Genomic DNA, 13,984 nt, shown 5'->3' on the forward strand with positions numbered 1-13,984 from the left:
GCGCCCCCGGCGTTCTTCTCCCGCGGCTTGCTACGGTTGGAGTAACCCGACGAGACGCGCCGTACCGGGTCACGCAAAGACGACGCACCCCCGTCAGTCCGACTACGGAGGTCCGTCTCATGGCCTGGATTCTGCTGCTCGTCGCCGGTCTGCTCGAAGTGGGCTGGGCGATCGGCATGAAGTACACCGAAGGCTTCACCCGCCTGTGGCCCAGCGTGTTCACCGTCGCCGGCATCGCCGCGAGCATGATGCTGCTCGCGCAGGCCGCGAAGACCCTGCCCATCGGCACCGCGTACGGCGTGTGGGTGGGCATCGGCGCCGGCGGTGCGGCGCTGCTCGGCATGGTGGTGCTGGGCGAGCCCGCGACGGTGGCGCGGGTGTTCTTCGTCGCCCTGCTGCTGGTCGCGGTGGTCGGGCTGAAGGCGACGTCGGGGCACTGATCCCCGTACGACCCCCGCCCCTGCCCCGCTTCCCTGCCCCGCTCCCCCGGCCGCTCCTTACTGCGGCACCGGCGGTGCCGCGCCCGCGGGCGCGGCGGGTACCGGTGCCGCCGGGACCGGCGGCGCGGCCGGTACGGGCGGGGCCGGGAGCGCCGCCGGGGCGGGGGCGGGCATCGGTACGGGGGCCGGGTCGGGCGCCGGGGGCGGGACGTACGGCATCCGCTGCCGGTGGCTGACCTCCAGGTCGAAGTCGCTCGGGGGCACGTCCCACAGCGCGTCCCTCGTGTACGCGCCCCAGATCTTCGCCGGCACTCCGCCGCCGCTGATCCGGTCCTCGCCGAGCACCCCGTGCAGCGACTTCTGCGCGCCGGTCTCCGGGTCCTGCCCCATCACGCCGACCACCGTCGCCAGTTCCGGGGTGTAGCCCGCGAACCACGCCGAGCGGTCGTGCTCGCCGGTGCCGGTCTTGCCGGCCGCGGGGCGTTCGGCGATCTGCGCCTCCTCGCCGGAGCCGTTCTCGACGACACTCTGCAGCATCGCGGTCGTCGCGTCCGCCGCGTCGCGGGAGACCACGGGGTGCGGGCGCCGCGGCGGGAGCTGGAAGATCTCGCCGTTGCGGCTGAGGTTGTCCACGAGCCGGTAGCCGCCGTGGTCGCCGTGGCCGGCGAGCGTGGCGTACGCCTGCGCGAGGTCGAGCGCGCTGGGGGTGGCGGTGCCGAGGCCGATGGAGGGATGGGCCTTCAGCTCCGGGGTGGCGGACGGCAGGCCGAGGCGGACGGCGGTGCCGCGGACCTTCTTGGGGCCGACGTCCTGGGCCATCTGCGCGTAGACGGAGTTGACCGACTCGTTGGTGGCGTCGGCGACGTTGAGGCGGCCGTACGAGACGTCGTCCTGGTTGCTCGGCGCGTAGCGGAGTGCCTTGCCCTTCTTGCCGATCACCCGGCGGTCGGTGTCGCCGTCGTACATCGTCCGCGGCGTGATCCGCTTGCCCTCCCAGTTCTTCGCCTTCGCCTGCACGGCGGCGGTGAAGACGAACGGCTTGAAGGTGGAGCCGGCCTGGTAGTCGCGGCGGGTGGCGTTGCTGACGTACTGCTGGGTGTAGTCCGTGCCGCCGTAGAGCGCGACGACCTTGCCGCTGGCGACGTCGATGGAGGCGCCGCCGACGCGCACGTAGGCGTCAGCCGGGTTGGACTCCGGGTTGAGCTGGTACGTCAGTTGCTCCTCCACGGCGCCGACGAAGGCGTCCTGCTTCTGGGGCTGGAGCGTGGTGACGACGCGGAAGCCGCCGGCGGCGAGGGTCTTCTCGTCGATGATGCGGCGCTCGGTGAGGTAGCTGTTGATGGCCTCGACGAGATAGCCGCGCTGCCCGGACAGGCCGGGGTCGAGCCGGGACGGCTCGGGCACGGGGAACGTGAGGCTGCCGCGGCTGCCGGGCGCGAGCCAGCCCTCCTTGACCATGCCGTCCAGCACGTAGTTCCAGCGGGCCTCGGCGGCGGGCCGGTTGTCGGGGTGCACGGCCACGTCGTACGTGCTCGGGGCCTGGAGCAGCGTCGCGAGGAACGCGCCCTCGGCGACGGTCAGTTCCTCGACGTCCTTGTCGTAGTACGCCCGGGCGGCGGCCTGCACGCCGTAGGCGTTGCGGCCGAAGTAGCTGGTGTTGAGGTAGCCCTCCAGGACGTCGTCCTTGGTGACCTCGCGGTCCAGCTTGACGGCGATGAACGCCTCGCGGAGCTTGCGGCTGATCGTCTGCTCCTGGTCGAGGTAGTAGTTCTTCACGTACTGCTGGGTGATGGTCGAGCCCGACTGGGTGCCCTTGCCGGTCAGGGTGTTGAAGCCGGCCCGGACCATCGCCATCGGGTTGACCGCGGAGTCGGAGTAGAACTCGCGGTCCTCGGCGGCCAGGACGGCCATCCGCACGTGGTCGGGGACGCGCTGCAACTCCACGCTCTCGCGGTCGACCTCCCCCTTGTCGGCGAGCTTGGTGCCGTCGGCGTAGAAGTAGTGGTTGCTCTGCGCGGTCGCCATGTCGTTGGGCCGCGGGATGTCGACGGTCAGGTAGCCGACGGCGAACGCCCCGGAAGCCAGCGCCACCGTCAGCATCGCGGCGCCCAGCAGCACCTTCCACCAGGTCCTGCGGTACGCGCGCCGCCGGCGGTCCTGCGCGGGGCGGCCGGCGGGCGGGGGCGCCGGTTCGAGGTCCGTGCGCTCGCCGTCCTCCGGCTCCGCCTGGGGGCCGAAGCTCCGGGTGCCCTGTCGCATCTCCGTGTGGCTCATCTGCCGTCCGTGGGCTCGATCCGTCGCCTGATATGACACTTGCGAGCAGTTTGTCATTAAGAATGCAGATATCCAGTAGGTGTGGATAATCGGTCGCAGTCCTCAACCCGACTGGACTAGAGTCGGGCTCTTTGTGCGCGGGGCTCATCGGCGGAGCCCCCTGGGAGAGCGGGGGTGGCGGGAGCATGCGCGGGTCCGAGGCCCTGCGGGACGCGCCCGCCGTGCAGGCGCTGCGGCTCTACGGGCTGGTGGCCGCCGGCGGCTTCCGCCGGTTCTCGACGTACCGCGCGTCCACCGCCGCCGGCGTCTTCACGAACACCGTCTTCGGCTTCATCCTGGCGTACACCTTCATCGCGCTCTGGCACGAGCGCCCGCAACTCGGCGGCTACGACCAGGCGCAGGCGCTCACCTTCGTCTGGATCGGCCAGGCGCTGCTGGCGCCCGCCGCCCTCCTCGGCTACGGCTTCCAGGAGGACCTGCAGGAGCGCATCCGCTCCGGCGACGTGGCCGTGGACCTCTACCGGCCCGCGGACCTGCAGCTCTGGTGGTGCGCCCACGACCTGGGCCGGGCCGCGTTCCAACTGCTCGGCCGGGGCATCGTGCCGATGGCGGTGGGCGCGCTGGCGTTCGAGCTGGCGCTGCCCACGGCGGCGCACACCTGGCTGCTCTTCCTGCTCTCCGTGACGCTGGGCTGCGTGGTGAGCTTCGCCATCCGCTACCTGGTCGGCCTCGCCGCGTTCTGGCTGCTCGACGGCCAGGGGATCAACCTGATGAACTCACTGGTGGCGATGCTCCTGTCCGGCACCCTGCTGCCGCTGACCGTCTTCCCCGGCGCCGCCGGCGACATCGCGCAGGCGCTGCCGTGGGCGGCGATGCTCCAGGTCCCCGCCGACGTGCTGCTCGGCCGGCACACCGGCGCGGGCCTCGCCGGGGCGCTGGCGTTCCAGGTGGCGTGGGCGGTGGCGCTGCTGGCCGCCGGGCGGGCGATGCAGGCGCTCGCGACCCGCAAGGTGGTGGTGCAGGGTGGCTGATCTGGCCGCGGGGGTGCGGGGGTACGGGCTGATCGTCGCCATGTGGGTGCGTACGACGATGACGTACCGCATGTCGTTCGCCATGACCGCGCTCGGCAACCTGCTGATGACCGCCGCCGACTTCGCCGCGATCGCGATCATGTTCTCGCACACCGACGTGCTCGGCGGCTTCACCTTCGCCGAGGTCGGGCTCCTCTACGGCACCACCTCCACCTCCCTGGGCCTGGCCGACCTGCTGCTGGGCAACCTGGACCGGGTCGGCCGCCGGATCCGCGACGGCACGATGGACACGCTGCTGGTCCGGCCGGTGCCGGTGTTCGCGCAGATAGCCGCGGACCGCTTCGCGCTGCGCCGGATCGGGCGGGTGCTCCAGGGGCTGATCGTGCTGGTCTGGTCGCTGACGGCGCTGGACGGCGTGGCGTGGACGCCGGTCGCGGTGCTGCTGGTCCCCGTGATGGTGCTGTCGGGGGCGGCGATCTACGGGGCGGTCTTCGCGTGCGGCGCGGCGTTCCAGTTCTGGGCCACGGACGCGGCCGAGGTGCAGAACTCCTTCACGTACGGCGGCAACACGCTGACCCAGTACCCGCCGACGATCTTCAGCAAGGAGCTGGTGCGCGGCGTGACGTTCGCCGTGCCGCTGGCGTTCGTCAACTGGCTGCCGGCCCTGCACATCCTCGGCCGGGACGACCCGCTGGGCCTGCCCGGCTGGGTGGACTTCGCCTCGCCGCTGGTGGCCGCCGCGTGCTGCGCGCTGGCCGGGCTGGCGTGGCGCACGGGGCTGCGCGGGTACCGCAGCACGGGGAGCTGACGCGACGGTGCACACGACGCGAAGGAGGGGCACGTGATCGAGGTCGAGGACCTGGAGAAGGTCTTCGTCGTACGCCGCCGGGCGGGCCGGCTGCGCCGTACGCGGCACGAGGTGCGCGCCGTCGGCGGCATCAGCTTCTCCGTGCCGCGCGGCGAGATGGTCGGCTACATCGGCCCCAACGGCGCGGGCAAGTCCACCACCATCAAGATGCTCACCGGCATCCTCACCCCCAGCGACGGCAGGCTGCGCGTCGCGGGCATCGAACCGGCGCGCGAGCGGACGAAGCTGGCCCGGCGCATCGGCGTCGTCTTCGGCCAGCGCACCACCCTGTGGTGGGACCTGCCGCTGCTCGACTCGTACCGGGTGATGCGCCGCATGTACCGCATACCCGACGACCGCTACCGCGAGAACCTGGAGCGCTGCACCGAACTGCTGGGCCTCGGCGACCTGCTGGAGGTGCCGGTCCGGCAGCTCTCGCTCGGCCAGCGGATGCGCGGCGACATCGCCGCCGCCCTGCTGCACGACCCCGAGGTGCTGTATCTCGACGAGCCGACGATCGGCCTGGACGTGCTGAGCAAGGCGAAGGTGCGGGAGTTCCTGCGCGAGCTGAACGCGGAGCGCGGCACGACCGTGCTGCTCACCACGCACGACCTGTCCGACATCGAGCAGCTCTGCAAGCGGGTCATGGTCATCGACCACGGCCGGCTGATGTACGACGGCGGCCTCGACGGGCTGCACGCGGTCGGCGAGAGCGAGCGGATGCTCGTCGTCGATCTGGAGCGCGAGCTGCCGCCCATCGACCTCGCCGGCTGCCGCACGGTGAAGGTGGAGGGCCCGCGGCAGTGGCTCGCGTTCCCGGCCGGGGCCAGCGCGGCGCCGCTCGTCGCGGAGGTGGCCGCGCGGTGTCCGCTGGTCGATCTCTCGGTGCGGGAGCCCGACATCGAAGACGTCATCGCGCGCATGTATGCATAGGGTCTGTCGTTTGGGTCTTGTCGGGTCAGGGAGCGGCGGCTGGCGCGCGAGGAGCGCCGCAAGCGGCTGGAGTAGCACGGGAGGTGCCCCGGCCGCCGGGTCAGAGCACGGCCTGGGCGCGGGGCTTGAGGTCCGCGGGGTCCAGGGTCAGGGCCATCTCGTGGAAGCCCAGGTCCGTCAGGTGCAGATGGTCGCCCGAGTCGTACGCCGGGTGCAGGCGCGCGGGCCGGTCCGGGTCGCGCAGGGCGGCGTCGAAGTCGAGGACCGCGTCGAAGACGCCGCCCGCGCGTATCAGCTCGTTGACCTCCTGCCGTACGCGCTCCGCCCGCGGCGTGTACGCCGGGTGCCCCCGGAACGGCATCAGCGTCGCGCCGAGCACCCGCAGGCCCCGGTCGCGGGACTGCCGGGTGGTCTCGCGCAGGCCGGCGACGATGGCGTCCGCGTCGGCGGTCGCGGGGGACTTGAGGATGTCGTTGATGCCCAGTTCGACGACGACGGCCTTGACGCCGGTGCGGGAGAGCACGTCGCGGTCGAGGCGGTTGAGCCCGGAGGGGCCGTTGCCGGGGAACTCGGTGCCGCCGTCGGTGAGGATCCGGTTGCCGCTGAGGCCGAGGTTGAGCACCCCGTAGCGCGGCGCGCCGGGCTCCTCGCGCAGACGGACGGCGAGGTAGTCGGTCCAGCGGCGGTTGGCGCCGGGCGTGGAGGTGGTGCCGTCGGTGAGCGAGTCGCCGAGGACGGCGACGGCGCCGGTGGCGTGCTCGCTCCAGACGTCGACGGCGGTGACGTAGCGCCAGGACCGGAACTCCCGGTCGTACGCCGTCCCTTCGGCATCCGTGGTGTGGTCGCCGGCGGCCAGGTAGGAGGTCTGCAACGCGTGCGGGTGGTACGTGACCGGGCCGGCCGGCGCCGACGCGTACGTCGTCACCAGCAGGTCGGTGTCGGCCGGCACCCGCAGCCGTACGGGGTCGCTGGTCACCGTCCGGCCGGCGGGGATCGTCACCGCGCCGGCGCCGGCGAAGGTCAGCGGCCGCATCGTCTCCGGCTGCGCCGCCGGGGCGCCCGCCCCGGCGGCGACGGCGACGCTGGCGCGGGTGAGGGTCAGCGGCGTCTCGCCGTACTCGTTGGACAGTTGTATCCGGGCCCGGGCGCCGCCGATGGAGGTGTGCACGACGTTGCGTATGGACATCCCGGCGAAGCCGCCCCGGGTGCCCGGCTCCGCCGCGGCCTGCGCGGCGGCCCACGTGCCGGCCCAGCCGCCGACGGAGGCGGGGGCGGCGGCGTCCGCGCTGCCGCCGGCGCCCGCGGCCGCGGGCGCGTCCGGGCGGTCGGTGAGGGCGTGGACGCCGGCGACGAGCAGCACCACGACCGCCACCAGGGCGGCGAGCACGGCGTAGCCCGTCCTGTTCCTCACGTCAGCCTGCCCCCCCGGGAGTTCGTCGTACGCGCCGTCTTGGGCGGTCCGCCATCCTAGCGAGGGGAGGGAGGCGTTCCGGTCACAGCCCCGGCGACGCCCGGTCCGTCGCCGGCGGTCTCGTCCTCCGGCGCGGCGGCGGCGGCGCGGTGGCCGAGGAGGAGGCGGGCGGCGACGCCGCCGGCGGCGAGCACGGCGACGGTGATGACCAGCGTGAGCGTGTAGCCGTTGTCGAAGGCGGAGGCGGCGCTCTCCAGCAGCGACCGCGAGCCGTCCGGCGGGAGTTCACCGGCGACAGCGCGGACCTCGTCGATGCTGTCGGAGGCGGCCTCGGGGGCGCCCGCGGGCAGGTCGACGGTGGCGGTGTAGACGGCGGTCAGGACGCTGCCCAGGACGGCGACGCCCGTGAGGCCGCCCAGTTCGAACGAGACCTCCTCCACCGACGACGCCATGCCGGCCCGGTGCGGCGGCGCGCCGCCGGTGATCGCGGCGGAGGCCGCGGTCATGACCGCGCCGAGCCCCGGACCGGTCAGGATCACGCCGGGCACGACCCAGCCCGCGGCGCGCCCGGCGCCCAGCAACGGGCCGATGTCCGGCGTGAGCAGCAGGGTCAGCACCGCGCCCAGGGCGCCGACGAGCAGGCCGCCGCCGATGAGGTGCCGCGCGGGTACGCGGTAGACGAGGCCGCCGACGACGACGCCCGCCGGGATCGCGCCGACGGCCGAGCTGGCGACCACTGCCTGTGTGTACGTGTGCGTGTACGTGCGCGGGCGGGCGTCAGGACGCCGGGTCGGTCAACGCGGCGAGCCGCCGGCGCACCGCCTCCTCCACCTCGGGGCCGAGCGTGGACTGCGCGGTGGCGTGGAACAGCCACAGCCCGTCCGCCGCCACCCGGGCCAGGAACAGGTCGACGGCCTCCGGGTCCGGGTCCGGGCCCGGCGGCTCGGGCGCCCAGCGGTCCGCGAACTCGTCCCAGATCCGCGCCAGCTCCGGCCGGGTCGCGGACGCGACCATGAAGACGAAGTCCGCCGTCCCGCCGCTCTGCCCGCAGCACCGCACGTAGGCCGCGGCCCGCTCGCGGGCGGTGGCCTCCTCGAACGGCTTGCCCAGCTCGGCGCGGAGGTGCTCGTCCAGGGTCTCGGTCAGGTGCCGCTGGATGGCCAGCAGCAGCGCGTCGCGGTTGGGGAAGTGGTACATCAGCCCGGGCTTGGTCAGCCCGGCCTCGGCCGCGACGGCGTCGAGGGTGAGGGCGGTGATCCCCGCGCGTTCGACCACGCGGACGGCGGCTTCGAGGAGCTGGGTACGCGAGCTGGGTCGCATGGGCCGTAACTTTACCATCCGGAAGGTAAAGTTACGGCCCGCGCCGCCCGGCCGCGCCCGGGACACCGGGAACCCCCGATCCGTTCCCGAAGTGAAAGATGGTGCCGAGCCCGGGGACAATGGCCCTCGGGAACGGCGTGAGCGGACGGAGCGCGATGGATCTGCCGGCAGCGGACGGACCGGGTGGCTTTGCCTATACGGACGCCGACGCGGAGAAGCGGCGCGGCGTGCGCCGGATGAAGACCATCGCCACCGGCCTGCTGTTGCTGGCCGCCGTGGTCTTCACGCTCGCCCGCTGGGCGCAGCACAACGGCGCCGGCGCCTGGTCGGGCTACGTCGCCGCGGCGGCGGAGGCGGGCATGGTCGGCGCGCTGGCGGACTGGTTCGCGGTCACGGCGCTCTTCAAGCGGCCGCTCGGGCTGCCCATCCCGCACACCGCGATCATCCCCACCAAGAAGGACCAGCTCGGCCAGAGCCTCGGCGACTTCGTGGGCGAGAACTTCCTCTCCGCCGACGTCGTACGCAGCCGGCTGCACGCGCTCGGCCTCGGCAGCCGCGTCGGCGGCTGGCTCGCCGAGCCCGCCAACGCCGACCGCGTCACCGCCGAGGCGTCGACCGTGCTGCGCGGCGCGCTGACCGTCCTGCGGGACAACGACGTCCAGGCCGTCGTCGGCGAGGCCGTCAACCGCCGGGCCGCCGCCCTGGAGGTCGGCCCCGGGCTCGGCAAGCTGCTGGAGAGGATCGTCGCGGACGACGGCCACCGCCGCGTCGTCGACCTGGTCTGCGAGCGCGCCGAGTCCTGGCTGATCCTCAACGGCCCCTCGGTCGTCGGCGCCGTCACCGGCGGCGCGCCCGGCTGGACCCCGAGGTTCGTCGACCGCCGGGTCGGCGAGCGGGTCTACAAGGAACTGCTGCGGTTCATCGGCGAGATGCGGGAGTCGCCTGAGCACCCGGCGCGCGGCGCGCTCGACCGGTTCCTCTCCGACTTCGCCGCCGACCTCCAGGGGGACACCGCGACCCGGGCGCGCGTCGAGCGGCTCAAGGGTGAGCTTCTGGCCCGCGACGAGCTCCAGGACTTCATCGCCGCGGCGTGGACGTCGCTGCGCGGCATGATCGTCGGCGCGGCCGAGGACGAGCGCAGCGAGCTGCGGCTGCGGGCGCGGGCGGCGCTGCTGTCGTTCGGGCAGCGGATGGCGGCGGACGAGCGGCTGCAGGCGAAGGTCGACGGCTGGGCGGAGGACGTCGCGACGCACGTGGTGACGACGTACCAGCACCAGATCACGTCGCTGATCTCGGACACGGTCGCGGGCTGGGACGCGGACCAGACGTCGCGCAAGATCGAGGCCAACATCGGCCGGGACCTGCAGTTCATCCGCATCAACGGCACGGTGGTGGGCTCGCTCGCGGGGCTGGTCATCTACACGGTGTACCGGGCGGTCGCGGGCTGAGCGGGGCGGTCGCCGCCGGGGCCGGGCGGGGCGGCGCCGCGTTAGGATGCGCGCAGACGTTGCATACACCCGTACGGGACGGCGAACCGAAGGGAGGACGGCCCCGATGCTCCGCATCCTCGATGCCGCCACGCGCTTGCGCATGGTCGCCGTCGCCCTGCTCCTCCTCGCCGCCGACGTCGTGCTCGACGAGACGGGCGTCGCCACCGGCCTCGCCGGCGCCGCGGCCTCCGCCGCGTCCGCCGCCCTGACGCTGCTCGCAGGGCTCGCCCTCTGCGCCGCCGCCGCGCCGCCCGCGTCCGCCGCCGGAATCCGCACCGCGCTGCGCGAACGCGCGCTGCGCACCGCCTTCCTGCCCCAGCGGGACCCCGACGCCGCGGGCCGCCCGCGGCCCCGGGCACCCGGCCGTCGCCTGCCGACGGCCGTGTAGGCGCCTCCGGCGCAGTCCGCCCGCAGCCCGCAGCCCTTGTCGCCGCGCGCTGCCCCGCGGCGCCTCGCCCGCTGGGCGCCCCGCACGGCTCGTCACGCCGCCCTTCTTCCGGTACGACGAGACCTGTGGAGCCCTTCCATGTCCGTATTCGGGGCGCTCTCCGCCCTCCTGTCCAGCCTCGCCGACACCCTCGACCCTCTCTTCGGCGCCTCCGCCACCGGCGTCGCGATCATCGTCTTCACCCTGTGCGTACGCCTCGCCCTGCACCCCCTCGCGCGTGCCGCGGCGCGCGGCGACCGGGTGCGCAGGGACCTCGCGCCGCAGGTGGCGGAGATCCAGCGCAAGCACCGCCACGACCCCGAGCGGCTGCGCCGCGCGCTCACCGAGACATACGCGGAGGCCGGCGCCTCGCCGCTGGCGGGCTGCGGCCCGATGGTGCTGCAGATCCCGGTGTTCATGGTGATGTACCGGCTCTTCACCGGTCACGACCACGACCTGCTCACCCACACCCTGCTCGGCGCCCCGCTGGGCGGGCGGTGGTCCGACGCGCTCGCGGACGGCGGGGTGTTCGGAACGCACGGGATGGTCTACGCGGGGCTCTTCGCGGTGATCGCGGGAGTGGCCGCGTACACGTTCTGGCGCAGCCGCCGGATGATGGCCGAGCGCAAGGCGGAGGCGGAGGCCATACGGAAGGCGGCGACCGCGAAGGACGCGAGGAACGGGAAGAACGGGAAGAACGGGAAGCAGGGCAAGAAGGCGCAGCCCGCCGCGCCGCCGCCCGAACTCCCGGGCCCCGCCGCCGGACTGACCCGCTGGCTGCCCCTGCTCTCCTTCGGCACCCTGGTCACGGCCGCGATCGTGCCGCTCGCCGCGGGCCTCTACCTGGCGACCACCACCGCCTGGACCGCCGCGGAACGCACCCTCCTCTACCGGCACTCCGGTCTACGGGCTGAACAGGGTCTTGCGGAATGAACAGCGGTCAACGGATGATCGATCGACTGTGGAGAGGGGAGTCATCACATGAAGCTGCTGCGTGTCGGACCGTCGGGGAGCGAGCGCCCGGCCCTGCTCGACGACGGAGGGACCCTGCGGGACCTGTCCGGAGTCGTGTCCGACGTGAACGGAGCGCTGCTGTCCGACGACGCGGCGCTCGCCCGCGTACGGGACGCCGCCGCGGCCGGCGACCTGCCGGCGCTCGACGCCGAGGGGCTGCGCACGGGTCCGCCGGTGGCCGGGATCGGCAAGATCGTGTGCATCGGGCTGAACTACCACGACCACGCGACCGAGACCGGCGCGGCCATCCCGGCGGAGCCGATCCTCTTCATGAAGGCCCCGGACACGGTGGTGGGCCCCGAGGACACGGTGCTCGTGCCGCGCGGCAGCGAGAAGACGGACTGGGAGGTGGAGCTGGCGGTGGTCATCGGCCGTACGGCCCGCTACCTGGAGTCCGACGCGGACGCGCTGGCCGCGGTCGCGGGCTACGCCGTGGCGCACGACGTCTCCGAGCGCGAGTTCCAGTTGGAGCGCGGCGGGCAGTGGGACAAGGGCAAGAACTGCGAGACGTTCAACCCGCTGGGCCCGTGGCTGGTGACGGCGGACGAGGTGCCGGACCCGCAGGCCCTGGGGCTGCGGCTGTGGGTGAACGGCGAGAAGCGGCAGGACGGCACGACGGCGGACCAGATCTTCCCGGTGGCCCATGTGGTGCGGTATCTGAGCCGGTTCATGACGCTGTACCCGGGCGATGTGATCAACACCGGTACGCCGGCGGGGGTCGCGATGGGCATGGCGGAGCCGAAGCCGTATCTGCGCGCGGGCGATGTCGTGGAACTGGAGGTCGACGGCCTCGGCCGGCAGCGGCAGGAGATCAAGGGCGCGTAGGCGCAGGACGACACCGAGGGCGCCGCCGGAAGGATCCGGCGGCGCCCTCGGTGTCCGTACGGCGGCGTCCGTACGAGCCGCGTGCGGCGGCCCGTACGCGGCGCTCAGCCCCTGAGCAGCTCCCGCACCGCCGGGGCCAGCGCGCGGAACGCCTTGCCGCGGTGGCTGATGGCGTTCTTCTCCTCAGGGGTCAGCTCGGCGCAGGTGCGGTCCTCGCCGAGCGGCTGGAGGACCGGGTCGTACCCGAAGCCCCCGGTGCCCGCCGGCTCGTACCGCAGCGTGCCCTCCAGCTTCCCCTCCGCGACCCGCTCCGTGCCGTCCGGCAGCGCGAGCGCCGCGGCGCAGGCGAAGTGCGCGGCCCGGTGCCCGGGGCCGACGTCGGAGAGCTGGGCAAGGAGCAGGGCGAGGTTCGCGGCGTCGTCGCCGTGCCGGCCCGCCCAGCGGGCGGAGAAGATACCGGGGGCACCGCCGAGGACGTCGACGCAGAGCCCGGAGTCGTCGGCGACCGCGGGCAGCCCGGTGGCCCGGGCCAGCGCGTGCGCCTTGAGGAGCGCGTTCTCGGCGAAGGTGACGCCGGTCTCGGGTACGTCCGGGACGTCGGGGAAGTCGGCGGCGCCGAGGAGTTCGGCGTCGATGCCCGCCTCGCCGAGGATGGCGCGCAGCTCGGTGATCTTGCCCGCGTTGCGGGTGGCGAGGACGAGGCGGTGCGCGGTCACGAGGTGCAGACGTTCGTCAGTTCGCCGGCGGCGTCGCCGACCGGCCGGAAGTCGGGTACGTCGCCGCGGTCGGTGGCCTGCTGGGCGTTGTCGACCGCGCGCTGGAGGTCGTCGACCGCCTTGCCGACGTCGGCGTTGTCCGCCTGGTCGCCGAAGTCGTCGAGGTTCTTGTCGATCTCGTTGAGGGCGTCCGCGGCGGCCTGCGGGCTCTCGCCCGCGCCGGAGACGGCTTCCTGCAACTGGTCGACGTCGGCCGCGATCCTGGTGGCGAGTTGGCCGCAGTCTATGGCCTTGCTCACCGCGTCACACGCGCCGGTGAGCGTCACCGCGGCGGCCCCCGCCGCCAGCGCGACGCCCGCGCGGGTCCAGAGCCTCTTCCCCATCACTGGTCTCCCTCCAGTGCCGTGCGCTGCAGCCCGTCGAGCTGAGCGCAGCCGCCGACCGCGAGGTCGAGCAGCGCGTCGAGTTCGGCGCGGGCGAACGGCTCGCCCTCGGCGGTGCCCTGCACCTCGACGAAACGTCCGTCGCCTGTGCAGACGACGTTCATGTCGGTCTCGGCCCGCACGTCCTCCTCGTAGCAGAGGTCGAGCAGCGGCACGGAGCCCACGATGCCGACGCTGACGGCGGCCACGGTGCCGGTCAGCGGTGTCGCCTTGGACTTGATCAGCTTGTTCCGCCGGCCCCACGCGACGGCGTCGGCGAGGGCGACGTACGCCCCGGTGATGGCGGCGGTACGGGTGCCGCCGTCGGCCTGGAGGACGTCGCAGTCGAGGACGACGGTGTTCTCGCCCAGGGCCTTGAAGTCGATGACGGCGCGCAGCGACCTGCCGATCAGCCGGGAGATCTCATGCGTCCGCCCGCCGATCTTGCCGCGGACGGACTCGCGGTCGCCCCGGGTGTTCGTGGACCGCGGCAGCATCGCGTACTCCGCGGTGACCCACCCCTGCCCGCTGCCCTTGCGCCAGCGCGGCACGCCCTCGGTGAAGCTGGCGGTGCACAGCACCCGCGTGTCGCCGAAGGACACCAGCACCGACCCCTCGGCGTGCATGCTCCAGCCGCGTTCCAGCGCCACGGGACGCAGTTCCGCGGGGGTACGTCCGTCGATACGGCCGAGGCCGCCGGAGGTCTCAGAGGTAACCATGCCCCGACCCTATCCGCCCGCCGTGCAGGCCAATCCCCGGTCCCCACTGGGTACGGACCCGGCTTGCGCGCCCGTACCGGGACCGGCACCGGGCCGCGGCAGCCCGACCGCGTCG

General features: G+C 73.6%; 15 protein-coding genes and 1 riboswitch. Of the genes, 8 read left to right on the forward strand and 7 right to left on the reverse strand.

The window, feature by feature from the left end:
- The first annotated feature begins 24 nt into the window (after positions 1–24).
- Positions 25–89: riboswitch (guanidine-III (ykkC-III) riboswitch) on the forward strand.
- Positions 90–119: 30 nt separating this feature from the next.
- On the forward strand, positions 120–440 hold the full coding sequence (gene sugE, locus OG946_RS11795) for a quaternary ammonium compound efflux SMR transporter SugE (RefSeq protein WP_326796075.1): 321 nt from the start codon (positions 120–122) through the stop codon (positions 438–440).
- A 57-nt stretch (positions 441–497) separates the two neighbouring features.
- On the opposite strand, the gene OG946_RS11800 is transcribed toward sugE, so the two are convergent.
- On the reverse strand, positions 498–2,714 hold the full coding sequence (locus tag OG946_RS11800) for a transglycosylase domain-containing protein (protein WP_326796076.1): 2,217 nt from the start codon (positions 2,712–2,714) through the stop codon (positions 498–500).
- Positions 2,715–2,899: 185 nt separating this feature from the next.
- Here OG946_RS11800 and OG946_RS11805 point away from each other — a divergent pair, with 185 nt between their 5' ends.
- Genes OG946_RS11805 through OG946_RS11815 form a run of 3 tightly spaced genes read left to right on the forward strand, consistent with a single transcriptional unit; the run spans position 2,900 to position 5,525 of the window.
- Positions 2,900–3,745 (forward strand): ABC transporter permease, encoded by an 846-nt coding sequence (locus OG946_RS11805; protein ID WP_326796077.1) that lies wholly within the window; start codon positions 2,900–2,902, stop codon positions 3,743–3,745.
- A complete protein-coding gene (locus OG946_RS11810) occupies positions 3,738–4,553 on the forward strand; it encodes an ABC transporter permease (protein WP_326796078.1) in 816 nt (271 codons plus the stop codon). The genes OG946_RS11805 and OG946_RS11810 overlap by 8 nt, the downstream gene beginning before the upstream one ends.
- Before the next feature lie 33 nt (positions 4,554–4,586).
- On the forward strand, positions 4,587–5,525 hold the full coding sequence (locus OG946_RS11815) for an ABC transporter ATP-binding protein (protein ID WP_326796079.1): 939 nt from the start codon (positions 4,587–4,589) through the stop codon (positions 5,523–5,525).
- 100 nt (positions 5,526–5,625) lie between these two features.
- On the opposite strand, the gene OG946_RS11820 is transcribed toward OG946_RS11815, so the two are convergent.
- Genes OG946_RS11820 through OG946_RS11830 form a run of 3 tightly spaced genes read right to left on the reverse strand, consistent with a single transcriptional unit; the run spans position 5,626 to position 8,256 of the window.
- Entirely contained in the window at positions 5,626–6,936 is a 1,311-nt protein-coding gene (locus OG946_RS11820; RefSeq protein ID WP_326796080.1) for an SGNH/GDSL hydrolase family protein, read from the reverse strand.
- Between the two features lie 56 nt (positions 6,937–6,992).
- Positions 6,993–7,673 (reverse strand): hypothetical protein, encoded by a 681-nt coding sequence (locus OG946_RS11825; protein WP_326796081.1) that lies wholly within the window; start codon positions 7,671–7,673, stop codon positions 6,993–6,995.
- Between the two features lie 40 nt (positions 7,674–7,713).
- Positions 7,714–8,256 (reverse strand): TetR/AcrR family transcriptional regulator, encoded by a 543-nt coding sequence (locus OG946_RS11830; protein ID WP_326796082.1) that lies wholly within the window; start codon positions 8,254–8,256, stop codon positions 7,714–7,716.
- 155 nt (positions 8,257–8,411) lie between these two features.
- On the opposite strand from OG946_RS11830, the gene OG946_RS11835 reads away from it, so the two are divergent.
- The 4 genes from OG946_RS11835 (at position 8,412) to OG946_RS11850 (ending at position 12,012) form a co-directional block, all read left to right on the forward strand.
- Entirely contained in the window at positions 8,412–9,704 is a 1,293-nt protein-coding gene (locus OG946_RS11835; protein WP_326796083.1) for a DUF445 domain-containing protein, read from the forward strand.
- A 106-nt stretch (positions 9,705–9,810) separates the two neighbouring features.
- Positions 9,811–10,134, forward strand: coding sequence for a DUF6412 domain-containing protein (locus OG946_RS11840; RefSeq protein WP_326796084.1), 324 nt, complete (start codon positions 9,811–9,813; stop codon positions 10,132–10,134).
- Positions 10,135–10,272: 138 nt separating this feature from the next.
- Positions 10,273–11,106: a YidC/Oxa1 family membrane protein insertase gene (locus tag OG946_RS11845; RefSeq protein ID WP_326796085.1), complete on the forward strand. Its 834-nt coding sequence runs from the start codon at positions 10,273–10,275 to the stop codon at positions 11,104–11,106.
- 48 nt (positions 11,107–11,154) lie between these two features.
- Positions 11,155–12,012, forward strand: a complete 858-nt coding sequence (locus OG946_RS11850; protein ID WP_326796086.1) for a fumarylacetoacetate hydrolase family protein — start codon at positions 11,155–11,157, stop codon at positions 12,010–12,012.
- A 104-nt stretch (positions 12,013–12,116) separates the two neighbouring features.
- On the opposite strand, the gene rdgB is transcribed toward OG946_RS11850, so the two are convergent.
- From rdgB to rph, 3 genes are read right to left on the reverse strand one after another with little or no spacing between them, the layout of a single operon-like run.
- Positions 12,117–12,728, reverse strand: coding sequence for an RdgB/HAM1 family non-canonical purine NTP pyrophosphatase (rdgB, locus tag OG946_RS11855; protein ID WP_326796087.1), 612 nt, complete (start codon positions 12,726–12,728; stop codon positions 12,117–12,119).
- Positions 12,725–13,111 (reverse strand): hypothetical protein, encoded by a 387-nt coding sequence (locus tag OG946_RS11860; protein ID WP_326796088.1) that lies wholly within the window; start codon positions 13,109–13,111, stop codon positions 12,725–12,727. The genes rdgB and OG946_RS11860 overlap by 4 nt, the downstream gene beginning before the upstream one ends.
- A complete protein-coding gene (gene rph, locus OG946_RS11865; protein ID WP_326796089.1) occupies positions 13,111–13,869 on the reverse strand; it encodes a ribonuclease PH in 759 nt (252 codons plus the stop codon). The genes OG946_RS11860 and rph overlap by 1 nt, the downstream gene beginning before the upstream one ends.
- Positions 13,870–13,984 lie beyond the last annotated feature (115 nt).

Origin of the sequence: Streptomyces sp. NBC_01808 (assembly GCF_035917395.1) — a bacterium.
Taxonomy (GTDB): Bacteria; Actinomycetota; Actinomycetes; order Streptomycetales; family Streptomycetaceae; genus Streptomyces.

What these genes read in the sequence shown, in the direction of transcription:
- sugE (WP_326796075.1), top strand. Translation starts at nt 120, where the DNA reads ATGGCCTGGATTCTGCTGCTCGTCGCCGGTCTGCTCGAAGTGGGCTGG.
- OG946_RS11800 (WP_326796076.1), bottom strand. Translation starts at nt 2,714, where the DNA reads ATGAGCCACACGGAGATGCGACAGGGCACCCGGAGCTTCGGCCCCCAG.
- OG946_RS11805 (WP_326796077.1), top strand. Translation starts at nt 2,900, where the DNA reads ATGCGCGGGTCCGAGGCCCTGCGGGACGCGCCCGCCGTGCAGGCGCTG.
- OG946_RS11830 (WP_326796082.1), bottom strand. Translation starts at nt 8,256, where the DNA reads ATGCGACCCAGCTCGCGTACCCAGCTCCTCGAAGCCGCCGTCCGCGTG.
- OG946_RS11835 (WP_326796083.1), top strand. Translation starts at nt 8,412, where the DNA reads ATGGATCTGCCGGCAGCGGACGGACCGGGTGGCTTTGCCTATACGGAC.
- OG946_RS11840 (WP_326796084.1), top strand. Translation starts at nt 9,811, where the DNA reads ATGCTCCGCATCCTCGATGCCGCCACGCGCTTGCGCATGGTCGCCGTC.
- OG946_RS11845 (WP_326796085.1), top strand. Translation starts at nt 10,273, where the DNA reads ATGTCCGTATTCGGGGCGCTCTCCGCCCTCCTGTCCAGCCTCGCCGAC.
- OG946_RS11850 (WP_326796086.1), top strand. Translation starts at nt 11,155, where the DNA reads ATGAAGCTGCTGCGTGTCGGACCGTCGGGGAGCGAGCGCCCGGCCCTG.
- OG946_RS11860 (WP_326796088.1), bottom strand. Translation starts at nt 13,111, where the DNA reads ATGGGGAAGAGGCTCTGGACCCGCGCGGGCGTCGCGCTGGCGGCGGGG.
- rph (WP_326796089.1), bottom strand. Translation starts at nt 13,869, where the DNA reads ATGGTTACCTCTGAGACCTCCGGCGGCCTCGGCCGTATCGACGGACGT.